Consider the following 19490-nt stretch of genomic DNA (forward strand, 5'->3'; position numbering starts at 1 on the left):
ACATGATCGTTTCACCCGTTGCCGGGCGTATCCAGCTCATTATGTGACCAAAATACGTCTTAAGAAGATGGCGGCGACGTCACCAGTCGGTCGATATAGTGCTGGCGCAGCGAAATGACGTGCGCATCGATTCGATCAGCGCTCAGCCGATCTGCGGTAAAAAAGCGAAACGCATCCACGCCCTGAAAGACGAACAGCTCGACCCCGGAAAGGACGTCGGCGCCTGCTTGAGTGGCGGCGTTTAAAAATTCGGTATGCGCGGGCACGTATACGGCGTCGAACACCCAATGGCGCTTGCTGAGTCCGGCGGTGTCGATGGGGCAGCCCGGGTGATGAAGGTGGCCGATCGGCGAGCAATTGACCACGCCTTGCCAGTTCGCCAGCTTGCGCTCGGCCTGCTCCCGGGCAACGCAGTCGGCGGTGATGCCCATGGCGTTGAGATCCTGGGCCAGGCGCTCACCGCGGTCGGCGTCGCGCTCCATGATATGAACGCAGGTGGCACCCACCTCGCCCAGCGCGCAGGCCACCGCGCGGCCTACGCCGCCGGCGCCGATCAAGAGCACCTCACCGGCAGGGCGCTCGCCAAATGAGTGGCGGTAAGCGCTGATGAAGCCGGTGTAGTCGGTGTTTTCCGCGCGTAGCCCGCCTGCCTCGAACAGCAACGTGTTGGCGGTGCCGACGCGCTTGACGCCTTCACCGCAAATATCGGCAAGCTGTGCGGCGCGCTCCTTGAACGGGAAGGTGACGTTGGTGCCGCGATATCCTTCGCGGCGCAGTGTGTCTATGGCGTCCGGAAAGTCGAAGTCCTCGACGCCGCGGCTATCCACCAGGTCGTACCGGACGGTTTCGTTCAGCGCGGCGCCAAGGCGGACGTGCAGGTCGGGCGACTGGGACTGGGCGATGCCCTCTCCTACCAAACCGAGCTTGATCATGCGGGCGTCTCTTTCGTGTCGTCAGAAGGTGTTCGTGGGGCAATGGCGTCGATCTCTGCTTCCAGGCGCTGCTGGGCGGTCACGCGGATAAAGGCATTGGGCGCCCCCAGGCCTTGGTAGCCCTCGCGCTGCACCAGCTCGAAGAAGAACGCCTTATGCGCCGGCCGGGTATAGAGCTGGTGGAAGTCGCCGCCGCTGTCCTGGTCGAACAGCACGTCATGGTCCTGCATCCATTGAAGGGTTTGGGCGCTCAGGTCGAAACGCGCGCTCAGATCGCGGTAGTAGTTACCCGGAATGGGCAGCGTCGGGGCGTTGGCCTGGCTGAGCGCGGTGCCGGTTTCGCGTATCGAGCGGGTACGCAGCGCCACATGATGGACGCCGGAGCCGCCGTACTGGCGCACGAAGCGGTTGCTGGCGGTATCCGGCGAGGCGCTGGCGTTGAGCGCCAAACGAAACCGCCCGTTATGGTTTTGCAGCACCTGACTCTGGATGAGCCCGCGCGGGTCGGTCACGTCGAACGACGGTGTGATCTCAAGTGCAAAGATGGCGCGGTACTGAAGCATCAGCGACAGGTAGTCGTGATAGGAGAGCGCCACGCTGATGTGGTCGATATCGACCAGCGCACTTTGCGGAATCGGTTTTACATCGACGGTAAACTCACGATCCCAGGTGCGGCTGAGCTGGGAGTCGTCGATGATGTAGGAGAGGCTGCCATCGACGTTGCGCAGCGCGCTCATTCGGTGGCTCGAGCCGACGTCCTCGGGCTCGACGATATCGTAGCCCAGCTTGTCGGCGCGCTTGAACGCCTCGTAAGCGTTGTCCACCTTCAGTCCGATGGCGGTGATCGCGGTGGCGTCGCGTCCGGGCACCCGGCCGGTGAAATTCGACTCGGTGTTGAGTACCAGGTTCACGTCCCCCGCGGCCCAGCGTTCAGCGTTCAGTGTATGGTGGCGCCCTACGCAGGCGAGCCCCATCGCGGTGAGCTCGTCACGCAGCGGGTCCAGGTCCCCGGGCTCGACGGCGATCTCCAGAAACGCCACCGACTCAACCGGCTGAGGGGCGGGAATACCGCTGCCATTCTGCATGCTGCGTAAAAGGTGATAGGAGCGAAGCCCGTCGCGGGCGGTCTGGTCGCTGTGGCCCATGCGAAAGACATCGTTGAAGATCTCGTGGGAGAGCGGGCCGTCGTAGCGAGTCTCCTGGAGCATTTCCATGAACGCATCCATCTGCAGCTCCCCCTGGCCCGGAAAGCAGCGATAGTGACGGCTCCAGGAGAGGTGATCCATGGAGAGCCTGGGCGCATCGGCGGTCTGCACGAGAAAGATGTTGTCGCCCGGAATACGACCGATGGTGCCAAGCTCGGTCTGGCGCGAGAAGATGTGGAAGGTGTCCAGCACCAGCCCCACGTTTGGGTGGGCGGCGCGGCGCACCACTTCCCAGCTATCGCGATAATCATGAATGTGCCGGCCCCAAGCCAGCGCCTCGAAGGCGACGCGCAGCTGGCGCCTGGCGGCGCGCTCGCCAAGCTCACGGTAGTCGTCGGCGGCCCGGCTCAGACCCGGCAGTGAATCCGCGCGGGTGGTACTACAGGCCATCAGCAGATCGGTGCCCAGCTCCTGCATCAGGTCGAACTTGTGCTCGGCGCGATCGAACGCCTGCTGCCGGGCACGGCCCTCGAGGCCCTCGAAATCGCGAAACGGCTGGAGCGTGACCAGCCTGAGTCCGCGCGAGCGGATCAGCTCGCCGGCCTCCCGGGGGGAGCCGGTGAAGGCGGTCAGGTCGTTCTCGAAGAGTTCGAGGCCCTCGAAGCCGGCTTCGGCGATGGCGTCGACCTTCTCTTCGAGCGAGCCGCTCAGGCACACCGTGGCGATGGACGAATACATGACAACACGCTCCTTGCAGTCGGAAAAACAGCCGTCGAACACTCGGTGGCTAAAACCCAGTCGTTAAAACTCAGTTGCTAGAAAACGGGTCGCTAAAAACCCGGTCGCTCATGGATCAATAGCCAAAGAGTCTTGGCAGGAAAGTGACCAGCGTCGGCACGAAGGTGATCAGCAGCAGAATCAAAAACTGGACGAGCAGCATCGGCAGAATGCGCCGGATGATCGCGCCCATGCCGACGCCGGAAACCGAATCGGCGACGAATAGGCAAAGCCCCATGGGCGGCGTGATCAGCCCCATCATCAGGTTGAAGATCACCACGATGCCGAAGTGCAGCGGGTCGATCCCCAGTGCCATGGCGATCGGGTGAAGGATGGGCACCAGCACCAGAATCGCGGCGATCCCTTCCAGAAACAGTCCCACGACCAGCAGCAGCGCAATGACCGCGAGCAGGAAGGTCCACTGGGTGTCGATGCTCATCAGCGCCCACTCGGTGAGCATGTTGGGAACCCGCTCGAACGTCAGCACCCAGTTGGCGGCAGCGACGGCTCCCATGATCACCATGATCACGGCGCTGTCGCGCATGGCGCGGGCGAAAATCGCCGGCAGGTGCGTGAGCTTGATGTTGCGATACAGCACCACCCCCAGAATCAGCGCGTAGACCACGGCAAAGGCCGCGGCCTCGGTTGGGGTGACGATACCCGCCAGAATCGCGCCGACTACGAACACCGGCATCAGCGCCGGCAGCAGGCCGTGCAGCAGGGCGTGGCGGCGAGACTGCTGTTGCGTCTTCGAGGCGCCAAGGTCACCGGCAAAGAAGTAGACGTAGATCGAGAGCCCGAGTGCCAGCAAAAAGCCAGGCACGATGCCGGCCAGAAAGAGTCCGGGTACCGAGACGCCGGAGACCGTCAGCGCGTAGATGATGACCGGAATGCTCGGTGGAATGATCGGGCCGATCACCGAGGAGGCCGCGGTGAGCGCGGCGGCAAAATCCCGCGGGTAACCCTCTTTCTCCATCGATGGAATGAAAACCCGCCCGAGCGCGGAGGTATCGGCGATCGCCGAGCCGGAGAGCCCGGCAAAGATCACCGAGGCCCAGATATTGACGTGGGCAAGCCCGGCCTTGAGCCGGCCGACGATAGCACTGGCCAGGTTGATGATGCGGTGGGTGATGCCCGCCTCGTTCATCAACTCACCGGCCAGGATGAACAGCGGAATCGCCAGCAGCGGAAAGGACTCCATGCCGCCGAAGAACTGCTGCGACACGATACGAATGTGATAGGGCAGATCGCCGGTGCTCATCAGTACCGTTAGCGTGCCCAGAATGGCGAAGGCGAACGGTACACCGATCAGCACCAGCGCCAACAGCAGAACGAAAATCATGGCGCCACCTCCTGGTCGGCGGGCGTGGTTAATCTCAGTGCGCCCATGATCAGGGCTGACAGGCTCAAGAGCCCGCCGCCGAGCAGCATCGAGGCTTGGTACAGCCACATCGGCATGCCGGTACTCGCCGAGGTGCGACTTCCCCTGGCGTCGATGAACTCGATGGCCGAGACCACCAGTGCGATGCCCACCGCCATCACCACCAGGTCGATCAAGATCGCCTGCCAGCGTAGCCAACGCGCCGGCAGCAACCGGCGAATGAGGTCGAAGCCGATGTGCTTGTCCTGTAGATACGCCCACGCCATACCAAACATCAGCCCGTAGATCATCAGGTAGATGGCGGTATCTTCGCCCCAGCTGATGGAGCCGCCGTAGGTGTAGCGGGCGAAGGCGTTACCCGCCACCAGGAAAAAGATCAAAATCATGGCAAGGCCGGCCAGGCCGGCGTTGAACAGGATCAGGCCACGTTGCAGCCGGGCGAGAAGAGACGACATGAGAGCACCTTCGGGCGGTAGTCAGGCACACGAAACGACGAGCGGACCGCACCGGCCCGCTCGCAAAGCGTTATTCGACAGGGTTAAAAGCGTGCGGAAGCCTCTTCCACGGCGGAAGAGAGACGATCGATCCACGCGGCGTCATCGCCCAGCTCCTCGCTCAGGTACGCCTGCACCGGCGGCTGCGCTGCTTCGCGGAAGGCTTCGAGCTCTTCGGCGGTGGGCTGGGTAACTTCCATGCCTTCTTCTTGCAGCTTGGCGATGCCCTCGGCAGAGTTGAACTGCTGGATGACGCGACCGGTGTTGCCCGCCACCACGGCGGCGCGTTTCACCGCGGCTTGCTCTTCCTCGGTCAGCGACTGGAAGATTTCGTCGTTGATCAACAGGTGATCGACGCCGTAGACGTGGCCGTCCAGGGTCAGGTAGTCCTGGAACTCGTAGAAGTTGTTGCCGTAGATCACCGAAATCGGATTTTCCTGACCGTCGACCACGCCGGTGGCCAGCGCCGTCGGCACTTCGCCCCAAGCGATGCCCTGAGGTTCGGCACCCAGCGCGCTCACCATCTCGAGATACAGCGGAATGGTTTGCACACGGAATTTCAGACCCGCCATGTCCTCCGGCGAGTGGATCGCGCGCACCGAGTTGGTGAAGTGGCGAAAACCGGTTTCGCCGTAGGCCAGGGTGCGAAGGCCTGTTTGCTCCAGGCAGTGCTCGGCCAGCGCGTCGCCGAATTCGCCGTCCATGACCGACCACGCCACCGGAGCGGACGGGAAGGTGTAGGGAATGTCCGTCACGGCCACCGCCGGGCAGAAGTTGGCGTAGGCACCGGACACCATGGCAATACTGATGGTGCCGTCCTGGGCGCCTTCGATCAGTTCGGTTTCGCCACCAAGTGAGCCCGCCGGATAGAGCTCGACGGTCAGGTCCGTCTCGGCTTCCACCAGGTTTTTGAAGACTTGGCCGGCCGCGCCTTTCTTGGAGGTGGTCCAATCATCCGGGTCGACGTGGGCGAAGCGTAGCGTCTGAGCGCTCGCCTGGGCGGTGGCGGTCAGCACGGCGGTGGCGACGGCGGCGGTCAGCGCGCGTTTGAGAATGGTGTGGTTTAGGCGTGATGACATTGTTATTGTCCTCTATTTTAAGCGGTAAGCGGTCTCGAAAGCCGCATGACGTGACGTTTTCAAGGGTTTCGTAGTGTCTCCAAAAACAATGTACGAAATGGTACGTTCAGTCAATATGCGGCATACTAGACCAAAGGCTACCATCACAACAAAAGGCACTCTCATGGCACGTTCTGCAACCAACTCCGTATCTGCCAAGCCTCAGCGGCAGCGAAAAAACGATCCCGCATCGGTGCGCGCCGATATCATGGCGGTGGCGACACGTGAGTTTTCTGAAAAGGGGTTTTCCGGTGCACGCATCGACGAAATCGCCGACAAGACCCGTGCCTCCAAGCGAATGATCTATTACTACTTCACAGATAAGGAAACGCTTTATCTGCACACCCTGGAAGCGGCCTATCAAAAAGTTCGTCTTCAGGAGGCCGAACTCGACCTTGACCATTTACCCCCACTCGAGGCGCTAAGCCGGTTGGTACGATTCACCTTCAATCACCATACGAGAAATCCTGATTTCATTCGTCTGGTCATGATCGAGAACATTCATCACGGCCGGTTTCTGGCTCAGTCCGACCTCATTCAATCGCTTAACGCAGGAGTGATTGATGTGCTTTCGCGCGTCTATGGTCGTGGCGTGGAGGCGGGGTGTTTTCGTGCCGGTCTGGACCCGCGCGAGCTGCATTGGCTGATTAGCGCGCTGTCCTTTTTCAATGTTTCCAACCAATACACGTTTTCGAAAATTTTTGATTGGCAGCAGGATTCGCCGGAAAACCAGAAGAAGCTCGAAGACCACGTCAACGACATGGTGTTGCGCTATGTGCGCCCGGGCGATGAGTAGCCTTGAAGCGTAGGGTAGCCCAGGGTCACTGATTGCAAACGCCCATGGCGCTCATTAACGTAAGGTTCGAATACCGAGCATATGCACAGGTATGCTCGGCTCCCGTCTCGAAGATCATCATCACTGTTTTGGGTAGCAACGCTCACTGGAGGCTTTTCCCTCATGCCCGCTGACTTTTTCAAGCACCCCTTCATGAGTCGCACGGCACTGGCTGCCTGCGACGAGAACGCCGTGGTGGACGCCATGCTGGCCTTCGAGCTGGCGCTGGCCGAGGTTCAGGAGCAGGGGGGCGCGCTTGCCGAGGGTACGAGCCGGCGCCTGCGCGAACAGCTTCAAGGCGCTACCTTCGATACCGCCGAGATCGCCCAGGGGATCGCCACCGGCGGCAACGTGGCCATTCCCTTCGTCAAGCAGGCACGAGCGCTGCTCGACGACGAGCTCAAGAGCGCCTGGCACAAGGGCGCCACCAGCCAGGACGTGGTCGATTCGGCGCTGATGCTGCTGTTAAAGCCGCGCTTGCACGCTCTGGACGCGTGGCTTCTGCGCTGCCGTTCGGCGGCCATCGACCTCATGCAGACCCATGCCGAGACCCCCATGGTCGGGCGCACCCTCATGCAGCAGGCGCTGCCGATCACCTTCGGCGTCAAGGTGGCCCACTGGGCGGTAGGGCTCGAGCAGGCGCGGCGGCGCTTGAGGGAAATCGAGCTGCCCATTCAGTTCGGCGGCGCGGTGGGTGTGCATTCCGGGTGGGACGCAGAGGGCCTTGCGTGGATGGACGCGCTGGCAACTCGGCTGGGCCTGGCTTCGCCGGTGCTGCCCTGGCATACCGACCGCTATCCGGTGCATACGCTCGTCACCGCGCTCGACGCCGTGGCCACTGCTACCGACAAGATCGCCCTGGATATTTCCCTGATGACCCAGACCGAAATCGGCGAGGTGGCCGAGCCCGCTGCGCCCGGCATGGGCGAATCCTCGTCGATGCCCCATAAGCGCAATCCGGTGCGCTGTGCGCTGATTCGCAGTGCCGCGCGCCAGGTCCATGGCCATACGAGCGTGGTAATCAACGCCGCTGCCCAGCCTCTCGAGCGGGGGCTGGGCGAATGGCACGCCGAATGGGCGCCGCTGACCGAGAGCGCGCTGCTGGTGGAGGGGGCGCTTGAGCAGGCGGCGACCCTGCTCGAGGGGCTGGAGGTTCACGCCGAGCGGATGCAGCGCAACCTGGCGGCCACCGGGGGCGGCATCATGGCGGAGCCGGTGGCGAAGCTGCTGGCACCGGCGCTGGGAACGGATAAAGCGAAATCCGTGAGCGCCGAGGCCGCGGAGCAGGCCCGCCTGAACGCGCGCCCCTACGCCGAGGTGTTGGCCGACTATCCCGAGGTCACCAACGCCGTATCCCGGCAGGCGCTGGAGAAAGCCTGCGACCCGGCTTTATACCTTGGTAGCAGTACGCGACAGGTCGAGCGCGCCAGACAGTGGCTTATCAATGTATAAGTAGTTGAATAAAAATATAATTCCCGCTGCTTTTCTTCTTGGCCAGTGTCGAGCTGGCGCTGTCGTCCCGGTCACAGGTTTGACGGTCATCGTGTAGCGCAGTAACTTGTTCGTATCAAGAATCTATGTTCGTTATGCGAACTTCGTTGTGCGGACAGTGTTTTGCAAACAGTGTTGTGCGAACAGTGTGTTCCGATGATCATCTCATCCTGAAGAGGCAGTCCTATGGCCGAATTTCTCAGCCTGCATGACGCGGTAGCGCGCTTCGTTGAAGACGGCGCTACCGTCGCCATGGAAGGCTTTACCCATCTCATCCCGTTCGCGGCGGGCCACGAAGTCATTCGTCAGCAAAAGCGCGACCTCACCCTGATTCGCATGACGCCGGACATCATCTATGACCAACTGATCGGCGCCGGCTGCGCAAAAAAAGTGATCTTCTCCTGGGGCGGTAACCCGGGCGTGGGCTCGCTGCACCGACTGCGCGATGCGGTCGAGAAGGGCTGGCCGCACAAGGTCGAGATTCTCGAGCATAGCCACGCCGCCATGGCCTGCGCGTTCGAAGCCGGCGCGGCGGGCCTGCCGCTGGCGGTTTTTCGCGGCTATATCGGCAGCGAGTTGCCCAGCGTCAACGATCAGATCAAGTTCATCGAGTGCCCGTTCACCGGCGAGCGGCTGGCGGCGGTACCGTCGGTACGCCCGGATGTGTCGATCATTCACGCCCAGCGCGCGGACCGCCAGGGCAACGTGCTGGTCGAGGGCATCGTCGGCGTGCAGAAGGAAGCCGTGCTGGCGGCCAAACACAGCATCGTCACGGTCGAGGAGATCGTCGATGACCTCGATACCCACCCTAACGCCTGCGTGATTCCCGGCTGGGCGATCAGCGCCATTGCGGTCGCCGAGAAGGGGGCGCTGCCTTCCTATACCCACGGCTATTACGGGCGCAGCAACCGCTTCTACAAGGAGTGGGACGCTATCGCCCGTGACCGCGACACTTTCACCCAGTGGATCAAGGAAAACGTGCATCAAACAGGGGAGAACGCCTGATGAGTCTCGAGTACACCTCTTCTGAAATGATGACGGTCACTGCGGCGCGCGCGCTTGAGAACGGCTCGACCTGCTTCGTGGGCATTGGCCTGCCATCGGAAGCCGCCAACCTGGCGCGCCTGACCCACGCCCCGGACGTGGTGCTGATTTATGAGTCCGGCACGCTGCAGACCAAACCCAACGTGCTGCCGCTCTCCATCGGCGATGGCGAGCTTGCCGAAACCGCGCTGACCACCGTCGCGGTGCCGGAGATGTTTCGCTACTGGCTGCAGGGCGGCAAGATCGACGTTGGCTTTCTGGGCACCGCCCAGATCGACAAGTACTGCAACCTCAACACCACGTTGATCGGCGACTACCGCGAGCCCAAGGTACGCCTGCCCGGCGGCGGCGGCGCCCCGGAAATCGCGACCAATGCCGGCGAAGTGTTCATTACGCTCAAGCACTCCAGCCGTGCGTTCGTGGAGCAGGTCGATTTCGTCACCACACTCGGCTTTGGCCGGGACGGCAAGGGCCGCGATGACGTGCCCAACATCGGCAAGGGCCCGACCCGCGTGATTTCTGATCTGTGCGTGATGAAGCCCGACCCGGAGACCAAAGAGCTGGTGGTGGTGTCGCTGCACCCGGGTGTGACCCGCGAGCAGGTCCAGGAGGCCACCGGCTGGGAGATTCGCTTCGCCGAGCAGCTGGAAAGCACCCCGGAGCCCGACGAGAACGAGCTGACCATTCTGCGCGAGCTGAAAGCGCGCACCGATCGCGCCCACGCCGGCCAGTAAGGAGCCTCCCATGAGCGATGTCTATTTGTGTCACCCCCGCCGCACGGCGGTCGGCCGCTTCGGCGGCACGCTAGCCCCGGTACGCCCGGACGATATGGCCGCGACGATTTTCAAGGCGGTTCTTGCCGAGGCGCCACAGCTCGACCCGGCGGCCATCGAGGAAGTCTTCATGGGCTGCGCCAACCAGGCCGGCGAGGACAACCGCAATGTGGCGCGCATGGCGTCGCTTTTAGCGGGTATTCCCACCAGCGTGCCCGGCACCACCATGAACCGTCTGTGCGGTTCGGGCATGGACGCCGTGGGCACCGCGTTTCGCGCCATCAAGGCGGGCGAAATGGCGTTGGCACTTGCCGGCGGCGTGGAGTCGATGTCCCGGGCGCCCTATGTGATGGGCAAGGCCGACAGCGCCTACTCGCGCGGCCAAAAAATCGAGGACACCACCATCGGCTGGCGCTTCGTCAATCCGATCATGAAAAAGTCCTTCGGCATCGACTCCATGCCGGAGACCGCGGAAAACGTCGCCGAGCAGTTCAATATTTCGCGCGAAGACCAGGACGCCTTTGCGCTGCGCTCCCAGCAGAAGGCCGCCGCTGCGCAAAAGGCCGGGCGCTTTACGCGCGAGATCACCGCCATCGAGATTCCCCGCCGCAAGCAGGAACCGCTGGTGTTCGATACCGACGAGCATCCGCGGGAAACCACGCTGGAGAAGCTCGCGGGGCTCCCCACGCCGTTTCGTGACGGCGGCAGCGTCACCGCCGGCAATGCTTCTGGCGTCAACGACGGCGCCGCCGCCATGCTGGTGGCAAGCGAGGAGGCGGTGAAGCGTCACGGTCTTGAGCCGATGGCGAAGATCATCGGCATGGCCACCGCCGGGGTCGAGCCGCGCATCATGGGTTACGGCCCGGTGCCCGCGGTCAAAAAGCTTCTGGAGCGCACCGGCGTGTCGCTCGACGACATCGACGTGTTCGAGTTCAACGAAGCCTTCGCTGCTCAGGCGCTCGCCTGTATGCGCGATCTGGGGCTTGCGGATGACGACCCGCGGGTCAACCCCAACGGCGGCGCAATTGCGCTTGGCCACCCGCTTGGCATGTCCGGCGCGCGGCTGTTGCTCACCGCCGCCTTTGAGCTACAGCAAAGCGGCAAGCGCTACGCCCTGTGCACCATGTGCGTGGGTGTTGGCCAGGGTATCGCCACGCTGATCGAACGCGCCTGACGGAGGTTTTCATGGCATATCTGGAGTTCAACGGCCGCAGCGTCGCCTATCGGCTGCTCGGCGCCCAGACCAACCCGCTGGTGGTACTGGCGCATCCGCTGGGCATGAGTCAGGCGGTGTGGGACGACGTTCTTCCGGCGCTTCTGCCGCGCTACCGCGTGCTGACCTGGGATCTGCCCGGTCACGGCGCAAGCCAGGGCGTGAGCGGCGAGCGCGTCACGCCGGCGGATCTCGCCAATGAGGCGCTGGCGCTGGTGGATCAGGCGGGAGACGCACACTTTCACTTCGTGGGCACGTCCATCGGCGGAGTGATCGGTCAGCAGTTGATCGAGGCGCACGGCGACCGGCTACTGTCGGCCACGCTCACCAATACCGGCGCGGTCATCGGCAATCCCGAGCTCTGGAACACCCGTGCCGCGCGGGTGCGTGATGAAGGGCTTGCGGCGATGGCCGAGGAGATCGTGCCACGCTGGTTCGGCCCCCGTGCGTTCGAGGCAAGCCCTGCGCTAAAAGCGGGGTGGTGCGTGCAGATGGGGCGCGGTGACGATGAGTCCTACGCTCAGCTCTGCGAAATGCTCGGCCGCGATACCTTCACCGGGAAGCTTTCCGGCAAGGGTGTGAAGGTTCAACTGCTTGGCGGTAGCGACGATCTGGCTACGCCGCCCGAGACGCTTCAGGGGCTGGCCTCCGAGCTCGACGGCGCGCCGCTCGAGGTGTTCGACAATGTTGGCCACGTGCCCTCCGTCGAGGCCCCGGCGCGCCTGGCGCAGACGCTTTTGAGCGTCATGGCGGCTGAACTTGGTGACGTGGCCAACCGGGGCGTGAGCTACGCCACGGGCCTGACCACGCGCAAGCAGGTGCTGGGCGAGGAGCACGTCGAGCGCTCCACCAAAAACGCCAACAGCCTGGACGCGCCTTTCCAGCAGATGATCACCCGCCTGGCCTGGGGTGAGCTCTGGAGCAACGAGGACCTGACCCGGCGCGAGCGCAGCCTGATCACCACCGGCATTTTGGCGGCGCTTGGCCGTGAAGAGCTGACGCTGCACTTGAAGACCGCCCAGCGCATCGGGTTATCCGAGGCCGAGCTTCGCCAGGTGCTGATGCACGTGGCGATCTACGCCGGTGTCCCTGCCGCCAACCACGCCTTTGCGCTGGCCAAGGAGCTGGGCTGGGGGGAATAATCGCCGGGATGACGACGTATCACCAATAACAATGCATGCACTCAGCGTGTGCTTTCACCGGAGCCATACCATGACCCCAGTTCAGCTATTCATCGATGGCCAATCGTGCCCCGCCTCAGAGGGCGCCACCTTCGATCGCTGTAATCCGCTCAGCGGTGACGCGGTGTCTCGGACAGCGGCGGCGTCGCCTGCCGACGCCAACCGCGCCGTGGAAGCGGCCGAGCGCGCGTTCCCGGCCTGGTCGCAAACGGGCCCGGGCGAGCGGCGCGCCAAACTCAACAAGGCCGCCGACCTGATGGAGGCGCGCCAGCAAGCGTTTATCGACGCCATGGTGGATGAAACCGGGGCGACGCCGGGCTGGGCCGGATTCAACGTGATGGTAGCGGCCAACGTACTGCGTGAGTCGGCGTCGTTGACGACGCAGATCCAGGGCGACGTGATTCCTTCCAACGTGCCGGGGAGCATGGCGATGGGCGTGCGCGTTCCCTGCGGCGTGGTGGTCGGCATCGCGCCCTGGAACGCGCCCATCATTCTCGGTACCCGGGCGCTGGCCGGGCCACTGGCCTGCGGTAACAGCGTCATCCTGAAAGCCTCGGAGATGTGCCCTAAAACCCACGCGCTGATTGGGGAGGTGCTACATGAGGCGGGCCTGGGTGACGGTGTGGTCAACGTCATCCACAACGACCCGACACAGGCGGCGGCCGTGGTCAGCACGCTGATCGAGCATCCAGCGGTGCGGCGCGTCAACTTTACCGGCTCTACCCACGTCGGACGGATTATCGCCGAGCAGGCCGCCAGGCACTTGAAGCCCGTGCTGCTGGAGTTGGGGGGAAAAGCACCGTTTCTGGTGCTCGACGATGCGGACATCGATGCGGCGGTCGAGGCGGCGGCCTTTGGCGCCTTCTTCAATCAGGGCCAGATCTGCATGTCCACCGAGCGCCTGATCGTCGATGAGGCCGTGGCCGACGAGTTCGCAGAGAAGCTCGCGGCGAAGGCGAAGACCCTGCGTGCCGGCGACCCGCGCGAAGAGGGTAACGTCTTGGGCACGCTCATCGCGCCGGCCGCTGGCGACAAGCTCAACGGGCTGATCGACGACGCCACTGGCAAGGGCGCGCGGCTCGCCTGTGGCGGCAAGGCGGAAGGTGTGGTCATGCAGCCGACGCTGCTCGATGGCGTGACCGCCGAAATGCGGCTGTACGCCGAGGAGTCCTTCGGCCCGTTGGTCGCGATGATGCGCGTCAAGGGTGAAGAGGAGGCCATCCGCATCGCCAACGACAGCGAGTACGGCCTATCCGGCGCGGTGTTTACGCGTGATAGCGCCCGCGGACTGCGCGTGGCCGGCCAGATCGTCACCGGCATCTGTCATATCAACGCGCCCACGGTACACGACGAGCCCCAGATGCCGTTTGGCGGCGTCAAAAACAGCGGCTACGGCCGGTTCGGTGGCAAGGCGGTAATCGAGGAGTTCACCGACCTGCGCTGGCTGACGCTTCAGACCGGCCCGCGCCACTATCCCATTTAAGGCCGGCGCCTTGGCCCGCCTTCAATCACGACCCCGAAAGCGGCGCTTGGTGCGCCGCTTTTTTGGGTCCGCACCGCGCCAAGGCTACGCTCGCTGCGCGGCAGTGACGGCGTCGGTCACGGTCGCGCAGAACCAGCGCTGGGACGCCGCGCTACGGGGTTGAGCGTGCCAGTGCAGCGCCACCTCGAAGCCTGGCACCGTGAAGGGCAGTTCGTGGACCTTGAGCCTGGCATCCGCGAAACGTGCGGCGATCTGCAGCGGCAGGATCGCGATGAGGTCGCTGCCCTGAAGGACCTGAGGGAGCACCGAGAAGTGCGAAAGCGATAGGCTCACCTTGCGTTCGATGCCGCGCTGCGTCAGCACCTCTTCGACCAGGCCGTGGCCCGATGAGGAAGCGATCGATACATGCCTGCCATGAATGAATCGCTCGAGGCTCAAGTCGTCGACTGCGCCGCCTTGCCGGTCGAGCAGGCAAACATAGCGGTCTTCAAGCAGCACGTGCTTGTCGATACCCGCGCCGCCGAGCGTCCGGCTACAGATCACCGCATTGACCTTCCCGGTCGTCAGCCACTCTCGCGCCTTGTCGATCTCCAGCGGTACGACCTCGAGCTCAGCTTGAGGCGCCTGAGCGTAGAAGGATTTCAAAATGGCAGGCAGCAATGACATTTCACCCAGGTCGGTCAGCGCCAGGCGAAAGCGGAGCTTGCAGCGCTCGGGCGTAAAGTGACGGCTGCCGTCGATGGTGTCGCTGATCTGTCGCAAGGCCTCTTTCAGCGACGGATAGAGCTGGCGCGCCACCGTGGTGGGCTCCATTCCCCGGGCGGTGCGCACGAACAGCCGGTCGTCGAACAGCTCGCGGAGCCGATTCAAGGCGTAGCTGACCGACGGCTGGGTAACGTAAAGCTGCTCGGCGGTTTGGGTCACGCTGCCGGTTTCATACAGCATTACCAGGGTGCGTATCAGATTCAGATCGACCTGCGCCATTGCCTATAAACCTCATCTATTTTTATAAAAAATAATATTGATTTGATTGATTATAGGTGAGCCCGTTAGCGTGAATGAAACAAATTCAATCAGGAGCAGACGATGCCCAGCGTCCACGCGATTAGCTATGAACTCTTGCGCCGCCAGGGGATCACCAAAATCTTTGGTAATCCAGGATCCAATGAGCTGCCGTTTCTCAAGGGTATGCCGGCGGATTTCGAGTACATTCTGGGCCTGCACGAAGGCGTGGTGACCGGCATGGCGGACGGCTACGCGCTGGCAAGTGGCAAGCCTGCCTTCGTCAATTTGCACGCGGCCGCGGGGACTGGCAACGCCATGGGAGCGCTGACCAACGCTTGGTACTCTCACTCGCCGCTGGTGCTCACCGCCGGGCAGCAGGCGCGTTCGATGATCGGCGTGGAGTCGATGCTCGCCAACGTCGACGCGCCGCAACTCCCCCGGCCACTGGTCAAGTGGAGCTATGAACCGGCCTGCGCGGAAGACACGCCTCGAGCATTGAGCCAGGCGATTCACAGCGCGAACGCTCGGCCCCGGGGGCCGGTTTACGTCTCGATTCCCCACGACGACTGGCAGCGTGAGACCGGCGATGACGCCCGGCATCTGCTGGCGCGTGAGCTACATCAGGCCGGCGCACCGCAGGTGGCGCAGGTCGAGCAGTTGGCCCTGCGCCTTCAGTCAGCGAACAACCCGGTGTTGGTACTCGGCCCGGAGGTAGACGCCGAGCAGGCCAATGCCCTGGCCGTTGCGCTTGCCGAGCGTCTGAAAATGCCGGTGTGGGTGGCGCCGTCTGCGTCGCGCTGCCCGTTTCCCAATCGTCATCCCTGCTTTCGCGGCGTTCTGCCCGCAGCGATCGCCGGAATCACCGAGCAGCTCGAGGGTCATGATCTGGTCGTCGTCGTCGGCGCGCCGGTATTTCGCTATCACAAGTACGCGCCAGGGCATTACCTGCCGGATGGGGCCCGCCTGGTACACGTTACCTCCGACGCGGACGAAGCCGCTCGGGCACCCATGGGCGAGGCATACGTAGGCAGTGTGCACGCGATGCTCGAGGCACTCTTGCCGCATTTGCAGCCCAGCGAGCGGCCAATGCCCGAGGCGCTAACCGCGCCTGGCGGCGTTGCTGACGAAGAGAGCCGAATGGCGCCGGCCAACGTATTCGAGGCCGTGAACGCGCTGGCGCCAAAGGATGCCATCTACGTCAAGGAGGCCACCTCGACGGTAGAGATCTTCTGGGAGCGGGTCGAGATGCGCCATCCTGGCAGCTACTTCTTTCCCGCCGCCGGCGGGCTCGGGTTTGGTCTGCCGGCCGCAGTGGGGGTCCAGCTCGCCAGGCCCGAGCGTCAGGTGATCGCTCTGGTAGGGGATGGTTCTGCCAACTACGCCATTACGGCGCTCTGGAGCGCCGCGCAGTACCGCGTCCCGGTGATCTTCATCATCCTCAAAAACGGCACCTACGGCGCACTGCGCGGCTTTGCCAGGCACATGCAGGCGGAGGATGCGCCGGGGCTCGATGTACCCGATATCGACTTCTGTGCGCTGGCCAAAGGCTACGGCGTGGAGACCGTGTGCGCCAGCAATCGGGAGCGTCTGGAGGCCGCGCTGACGAAGGGCCTTGCCATGGATGCACCGCTACTGATCGAGGTGCCCACCCTGCAAACCTAGCGGCGGGCGCCGCCACGCTTTTGCGACACGCCGATCACGGCTATCGCCCTACAACGACAAAAAGAGGATGACCTCATGAAACGCGCCATCTCACAAGGCCTCATCGTAACGCTGGCCGCCACCGCGTCGCTTGCCGCTCACGCTGAGACACTGCGCCTGTCTCACTTCTGGCCGTCGGCCTCCGCCGTTCACAAGGAGATCTTCGAGGTCTGGGCCGACAGCGTCGAAGAAGCCTCCCAGGGGGAGCTCGACGTTCAGATATTTCCCTCGGGTACGCTGAGCAAGCCCGATCACGCCTACCAGGGTGCGGTCGATGGCATTTCCGACATCGCCGCCTCGCTTCAGGGTTACACGTCCGGGCGCTTTCCACTCTCCGAGATCGTGCAACTACCGGGCGTCTCCAGTAGTGCCACTCAAGGCTCCTGTATTCTGCAAACGATGTTCGACGAGGGGCTGATCGACAGCGAGTACGAGGACGTCAAGGTGTTGTTTTTATTCACCACGGGCCCGGCGTATCTGCATACGCGCAGCACCGAGATTCAGTCGCCGTCGGATCTGGCGGGGCTGCGTATTCGCCGCCCAAGCGACGTCGCCGGCGAAATGCTCTCGAGTTTGGGCGCCGACCCGATCGGCATGCCGGCGCCGGATATCTACACCTCGCTTCAGCGCGGCGTGATGGATGGTTTGAGCTTCCCCTGGGAGGCGATGCGCGTGTTCGGGATCAATGAGCTGGTCGACTATCATCTGGAGGTACCCTACTACTCTGGTGCGGTCATGGCGGTGATGAATCGCGATGCGTTTGAGGCGCTCTCCGACGAGGCGCGCGCGGTGATCGATCAGCACAGCGGCATGGCGTGGTCGCAGGTGGCTGGCGAGGTGTATCACCGCCTGGACGCGGTGGGGCGCGATGAAGCGCTGGAACAGGGCGACACCATCCATACCGTCGAGGACCCTCTCGGTGACCCGGCGTGGGCGGGCCCGCTGGAGGAGGGCACCGAGCGCTATCTGACGCGGCTCGAGGAGCGCGGGCTGGACAACGCTCGCGAGGTTTATGAGCGCGCGCTGAGCCTGCGTGACGAGTGCGGCGAGTAACGCCACGGTTTTCATGCGCGCGTGAATCGGCGAAGGTAGTGCTTTCGTTTCGCGGATAGAGCGCCATGCTGAACGCCCGTATCAAACTGCGCCACCTGACGGCGTTTCTCGAAGTCGCCAAGCGGCGCAGTTTTGCTCGCGCCGCCGAGGCGCTTTCGATCAGCCAGCCAGGCATCTCCAAGGCGATTCGCGAGCTCGAAGAGATTCTCGAGACGCCGCTGTTCGAACGGGGGCCCCAGGGCGTATCGCTTAGCCAGGCGGGGCTGACACTACTGCGCCACGCCGGGCCCGCTCTGCGAGCGCTCGATGAAGGCGTGGGTGCCATTGGCGACGGTCATCGCGGTACGCGCTGGCTGCGGGTGGGAGCGCTCTCTACCGTCGAAAGCCGTTTGCTGCCGCTGGCGATCCAGCACTTTCATGCCGCGCCACCGCTTGGCATCGGGGAGGTGTGCGTATCGGTCGTGACCGGGGCCAGCGCCTATCTGTTGTCGCGCCTGCGGTTGGGCGAGTTGGACATGGTGGTGGGCCGGATGACCGAGGCGCGGGAAATCGGCGATCTTTACTTCGAGCATCTCTACTACGAGCCACTGGTGATCGTTGCCCGCCGTGCTCATCCGTTGGCACGGGTGGCGCCGGTCGCCGCCGACCAACTCGTCGACTACCCCTGGGTGTTGCCGCCGCCCCAAACCACGCTGCGCCAGCAGGTGGACAGCTTCTGCGTGCGCCACGCCATCACGCTGCCGCCGCTGTTGCTTGAAACGCTGTCGCTGCCGGTCAGCCACCGCTATACGCTGGAAAGCGACGCGCTCTGGATCGCCCCGCGCGAGGCGGTGATCGGCGAGCTCGACAAGGGCGAACTCGTCGAGGTCGCGCTGCCTTTCGAGGCCCACGGCGGGTCGGTGGGGGTTTGCACCAACGCGAGCATGAAGGCCTCGATGAGCCGCGATGCGTTTTGCGAAACACTGCGTCAGGTCGCGGCACAGCGCATTCGACCAAGGTCTTAGCACTCATAACCCATGGGTTATGAGTGGCCATGACTCTTCAATTGGCAAGCGAGAGGCAACGCGCCACACTCGCGATTTACCGGCGCACGCCTGGCCGGTGCTTATAATGCCATCAAGAGCCTCTCCCATGACCCAGCACTATAACCGCTTCGTGACCCGTGACCGCACCTGGCATCCCCCGGCCTATGCCCCCGGCTACAAGACATCGGTGGCGCGCTCGCCCCAGCAGGCGCTGATGAGCCTGCAACAGCCCACCGCCTCGGAGCTGACCGGACCGGACTTTCGCCACCTGCGCATGGGCCGTTTCGACAACGACCTGCTGATGAACTTCACCCAGGGCGAAGGTCTGCCCCAGGGCGAGCGAATCATCATGTACGGCCGCGTGGTCGATCAGTTCGGCAAGCCCATACCCCATACACTGGTGGAAATGTGGCAGGCCAACGCCGGCGGGCGCTACCGCCACAAAAAGGATGCCTACCTGGCGCCGCTGGACCCGCACTTCGGCGGCGTGGGGCGCTGTTTGACCGACGATCAGGGCTTTTATCGTTTTCGTACCATCAAGCCTGGCCCTTACCCCTGGCCCAACGACGTCAACAGCTGGCGCCCGGCGCACATTCACGTTTCCGTCATGGGGCCCTCGATCTCGACGCGCCTGATCACCCAGATGTATTTCGAAGGCGACCCGCTGATTCCCCTTTGCCCGATCGTGCATACGCTGAAAGACCCGGACGCCGTGGAGACGATGGTCGGGCGCCTGGATATGGCTCAGAGCCGGCCGATGGACTGCCTCGCGTATCGTTTCGATATCGTGGTGCGCGGTGAACTCCAAACCTATTTCGAAAACCAGTAAGGCAGGGGAG

General features: G+C 63.5%; 17 protein-coding genes. 11 read left to right on the forward strand and 6 right to left on the reverse strand.

The genetic code is table 11. The features are described 5' to 3' along the window. Nucleotides 1-59 precede the first annotated feature (59 nt). The 5 genes from RN346_RS00335 to RN346_RS00355 all read right to left on the reverse strand — a co-directional run bounded on the left by RN346_RS00335 (nt 60) and on the right by RN346_RS00355 (nt 5808). A complete protein-coding gene (locus tag RN346_RS00335) occupies nt 60-932 on the reverse strand; it encodes a shikimate dehydrogenase (RefSeq protein WP_263585600.1) in 873 nt (290 codons plus the stop codon). Continuing rightward, nucleotides 929-2815, reverse strand: a complete 1887-nt coding sequence (locus RN346_RS00340; RefSeq protein ID WP_263585599.1) for a bifunctional sugar phosphate isomerase/epimerase/4-hydroxyphenylpyruvate dioxygenase family protein — start codon at nt 2813-2815, stop codon at nt 929-931. Before RN346_RS00340 ends, RN346_RS00335 begins: the two co-directional genes overlap by 4 nt. Before the next feature lie 115 nt (nt 2816-2930). Beyond that, nucleotides 2931-4196: a TRAP transporter large permease gene (locus RN346_RS00345; RefSeq protein WP_252108025.1), complete on the reverse strand. Its 1266-nt coding sequence runs from the start codon at nt 4194-4196 to the stop codon at nt 2931-2933. Next, nucleotides 4193-4690 carry a TRAP transporter small permease gene (locus tag RN346_RS00350; protein ID WP_263585598.1) on the reverse strand — a complete coding sequence of 166 codons (498 nt, stop codon included), beginning with the start codon at nt 4688-4690 and terminating at the stop codon, nt 4193-4195. Before RN346_RS00350 ends, RN346_RS00345 begins: the two co-directional genes overlap by 4 nt. 83 nt (nt 4691-4773) lie before the next feature. After that, nucleotides 4774-5808, reverse strand: a complete 1035-nt coding sequence (locus tag RN346_RS00355; RefSeq protein WP_311959244.1) for a DctP family TRAP transporter solute-binding subunit — start codon at nt 5806-5808, stop codon at nt 4774-4776. A 163-nt stretch (nt 5809-5971) separates the two neighbouring features. On the opposite strand from RN346_RS00355, the gene RN346_RS00360 reads away from it, so the two are divergent. The 7 genes from RN346_RS00360 (at nt 5972) to RN346_RS00390 (ending at nt 13867) form a co-directional block, all read left to right on the forward strand. Continuing rightward, on the forward strand, nt 5972-6643 hold the full coding sequence (locus RN346_RS00360) for a TetR/AcrR family transcriptional regulator (RefSeq protein ID WP_263585596.1): 672 nt from the start codon (nt 5972-5974) through the stop codon (nt 6641-6643). 162 nt (nt 6644-6805) lie between these two features. Next, nucleotides 6806-8134 (forward strand): adenylosuccinate lyase family protein, encoded by a 1329-nt coding sequence (locus tag RN346_RS00365; RefSeq protein WP_311961798.1) that lies wholly within the window; start codon nt 6806-6808, stop codon nt 8132-8134. A 225-nt stretch (nt 8135-8359) separates the two neighbouring features. Further along, nucleotides 8360-9178 (forward strand): CoA transferase subunit A, encoded by an 819-nt coding sequence (locus RN346_RS00370; protein ID WP_263585594.1) that lies wholly within the window; start codon nt 8360-8362, stop codon nt 9176-9178. Continuing rightward, nucleotides 9178-9951 carry a CoA-transferase subunit beta gene (locus RN346_RS00375; RefSeq protein WP_311961799.1) on the forward strand — a complete coding sequence of 258 codons (774 nt, stop codon included), beginning with the start codon at nt 9178-9180 and terminating at the stop codon, nt 9949-9951. The genes RN346_RS00370 and RN346_RS00375 overlap by 1 nt, the downstream gene beginning before the upstream one ends. Nucleotides 9952-9961: 10 nt before the next feature. Continuing rightward, complete coding sequence (pcaF, locus tag RN346_RS00380) at nt 9962-11164, forward strand: 3-oxoadipyl-CoA thiolase (protein WP_311961800.1); 1203 nt, start codon at nt 9962-9964, stop codon at nt 11162-11164. Between the two features lie 11 nt (nt 11165-11175). After that, on the forward strand, nt 11176-12345 hold the full coding sequence (locus RN346_RS00385) for an alpha/beta fold hydrolase (RefSeq protein WP_311961801.1): 1170 nt from the start codon (nt 11176-11178) through the stop codon (nt 12343-12345). A gap of 70 nt (nt 12346-12415) precedes the next feature. Continuing rightward, a complete protein-coding gene (locus RN346_RS00390; protein ID WP_311961802.1) occupies nt 12416-13867 on the forward strand; it encodes an aldehyde dehydrogenase in 1452 nt (483 codons plus the stop codon). An 84-nt stretch (nt 13868-13951) separates the two neighbouring features. Here the strand turns inward: RN346_RS00390 and RN346_RS00395 are convergent, their stop codons facing one another. After that, the gene (locus RN346_RS00395) at nt 13952-14851 is read right to left on the reverse strand and encodes a LysR family transcriptional regulator (RefSeq protein WP_311959256.1); all 900 of its coding nucleotides are present in this window, start codon (nt 14849-14851) and stop codon (nt 13952-13954) included. Between the two features lie 102 nt (nt 14852-14953). Here RN346_RS00395 and mdlC point away from each other — a divergent pair, with 102 nt between their 5' ends. The 4 genes from mdlC to pcaH all read left to right on the forward strand — a co-directional run bounded on the left by mdlC (nt 14954) and on the right by pcaH (nt 19480). Continuing rightward, entirely contained in the window at nt 14954-16534 is a 1581-nt protein-coding gene (mdlC, locus tag RN346_RS00400; RefSeq protein WP_311961803.1) for a benzoylformate decarboxylase, read from the forward strand. A 75-nt stretch (nt 16535-16609) separates the two neighbouring features. Beyond that, nucleotides 16610-17626, forward strand: a complete 1017-nt coding sequence (locus tag RN346_RS00405; protein WP_311961804.1) for a TRAP transporter substrate-binding protein — start codon at nt 16610-16612, stop codon at nt 17624-17626. A gap of 65 nt (nt 17627-17691) precedes the next feature. After that, the gene (gene pcaQ, locus RN346_RS00410; RefSeq protein ID WP_311961805.1) at nt 17692-18630 is read left to right on the forward strand and encodes a pca operon transcription factor PcaQ; all 939 of its coding nucleotides are present in this window, start codon (nt 17692-17694) and stop codon (nt 18628-18630) included. A gap of 127 nt (nt 18631-18757) precedes the next feature. Further along, nucleotides 18758-19480 (forward strand): protocatechuate 3,4-dioxygenase subunit beta, encoded by a 723-nt coding sequence (gene pcaH, locus RN346_RS00415; protein WP_263585585.1) that lies wholly within the window; start codon nt 18758-18760, stop codon nt 19478-19480. Nucleotides 19481-19490 lie beyond the last annotated feature (10 nt).

It is taken from the genome of Halomonas sp. PAMB 3232, assembly GCF_031954225.1.
Taxonomy (GTDB): domain Bacteria; phylum Pseudomonadota; class Gammaproteobacteria; order Pseudomonadales; family Halomonadaceae; genus Vreelandella.

Excerpts from the sequence above, each read along its gene's own strand:
- RN346_RS00335 (WP_263585600.1), bottom strand. The coding sequence starts at position 932 with ATGATCAAGCTCGGTTTGGTAGGAGAGGGCATCGCCCAGTCCCAGTCG.
- RN346_RS00340 (WP_263585599.1), bottom strand. The coding sequence starts at position 2,815 with ATGTATTCGTCCATCGCCACGGTGTGCCTGAGCGGCTCGCTCGAAGAG.
- RN346_RS00345 (WP_252108025.1), bottom strand. The coding sequence starts at position 4,196 with ATGATTTTCGTTCTGCTGTTGGCGCTGGTGCTGATCGGTGTACCGTTC.
- RN346_RS00350 (WP_263585598.1), bottom strand. The coding sequence starts at position 4,690 with ATGTCGTCTCTTCTCGCCCGGCTGCAACGTGGCCTGATCCTGTTCAAC.
- RN346_RS00355 (WP_311959244.1), bottom strand. The coding sequence starts at position 5,808 with ATGTCATCACGCCTAAACCACACCATTCTCAAACGCGCGCTGACCGCC.
- RN346_RS00360 (WP_263585596.1), top strand. The coding sequence starts at position 5,972 with ATGGCACGTTCTGCAACCAACTCCGTATCTGCCAAGCCTCAGCGGCAG.
- RN346_RS00365 (WP_311961798.1), top strand. The coding sequence starts at position 6,806 with ATGCCCGCTGACTTTTTCAAGCACCCCTTCATGAGTCGCACGGCACTG.
- RN346_RS00370 (WP_263585594.1), top strand. The coding sequence starts at position 8,360 with ATGGCCGAATTTCTCAGCCTGCATGACGCGGTAGCGCGCTTCGTTGAA.
- RN346_RS00375 (WP_311961799.1), top strand. The coding sequence starts at position 9,178 with ATGAGTCTCGAGTACACCTCTTCTGAAATGATGACGGTCACTGCGGCG.
- pcaF (WP_311961800.1), top strand. The coding sequence starts at position 9,962 with ATGAGCGATGTCTATTTGTGTCACCCCCGCCGCACGGCGGTCGGCCGC.
- RN346_RS00385 (WP_311961801.1), top strand. The coding sequence starts at position 11,176 with ATGGCATATCTGGAGTTCAACGGCCGCAGCGTCGCCTATCGGCTGCTC.
- RN346_RS00390 (WP_311961802.1), top strand. The coding sequence starts at position 12,416 with ATGACCCCAGTTCAGCTATTCATCGATGGCCAATCGTGCCCCGCCTCA.
- RN346_RS00395 (WP_311959256.1), bottom strand. The coding sequence starts at position 14,851 with ATGGCGCAGGTCGATCTGAATCTGATACGCACCCTGGTAATGCTGTAT.
- mdlC (WP_311961803.1), top strand. The coding sequence starts at position 14,954 with ATGCCCAGCGTCCACGCGATTAGCTATGAACTCTTGCGCCGCCAGGGG.
- RN346_RS00405 (WP_311961804.1), top strand. The coding sequence starts at position 16,610 with ATGAAACGCGCCATCTCACAAGGCCTCATCGTAACGCTGGCCGCCACC.
- pcaQ (WP_311961805.1), top strand. The coding sequence starts at position 17,692 with ATGCTGAACGCCCGTATCAAACTGCGCCACCTGACGGCGTTTCTCGAA.
- pcaH (WP_263585585.1), top strand. The coding sequence starts at position 18,758 with ATGACCCAGCACTATAACCGCTTCGTGACCCGTGACCGCACCTGGCAT.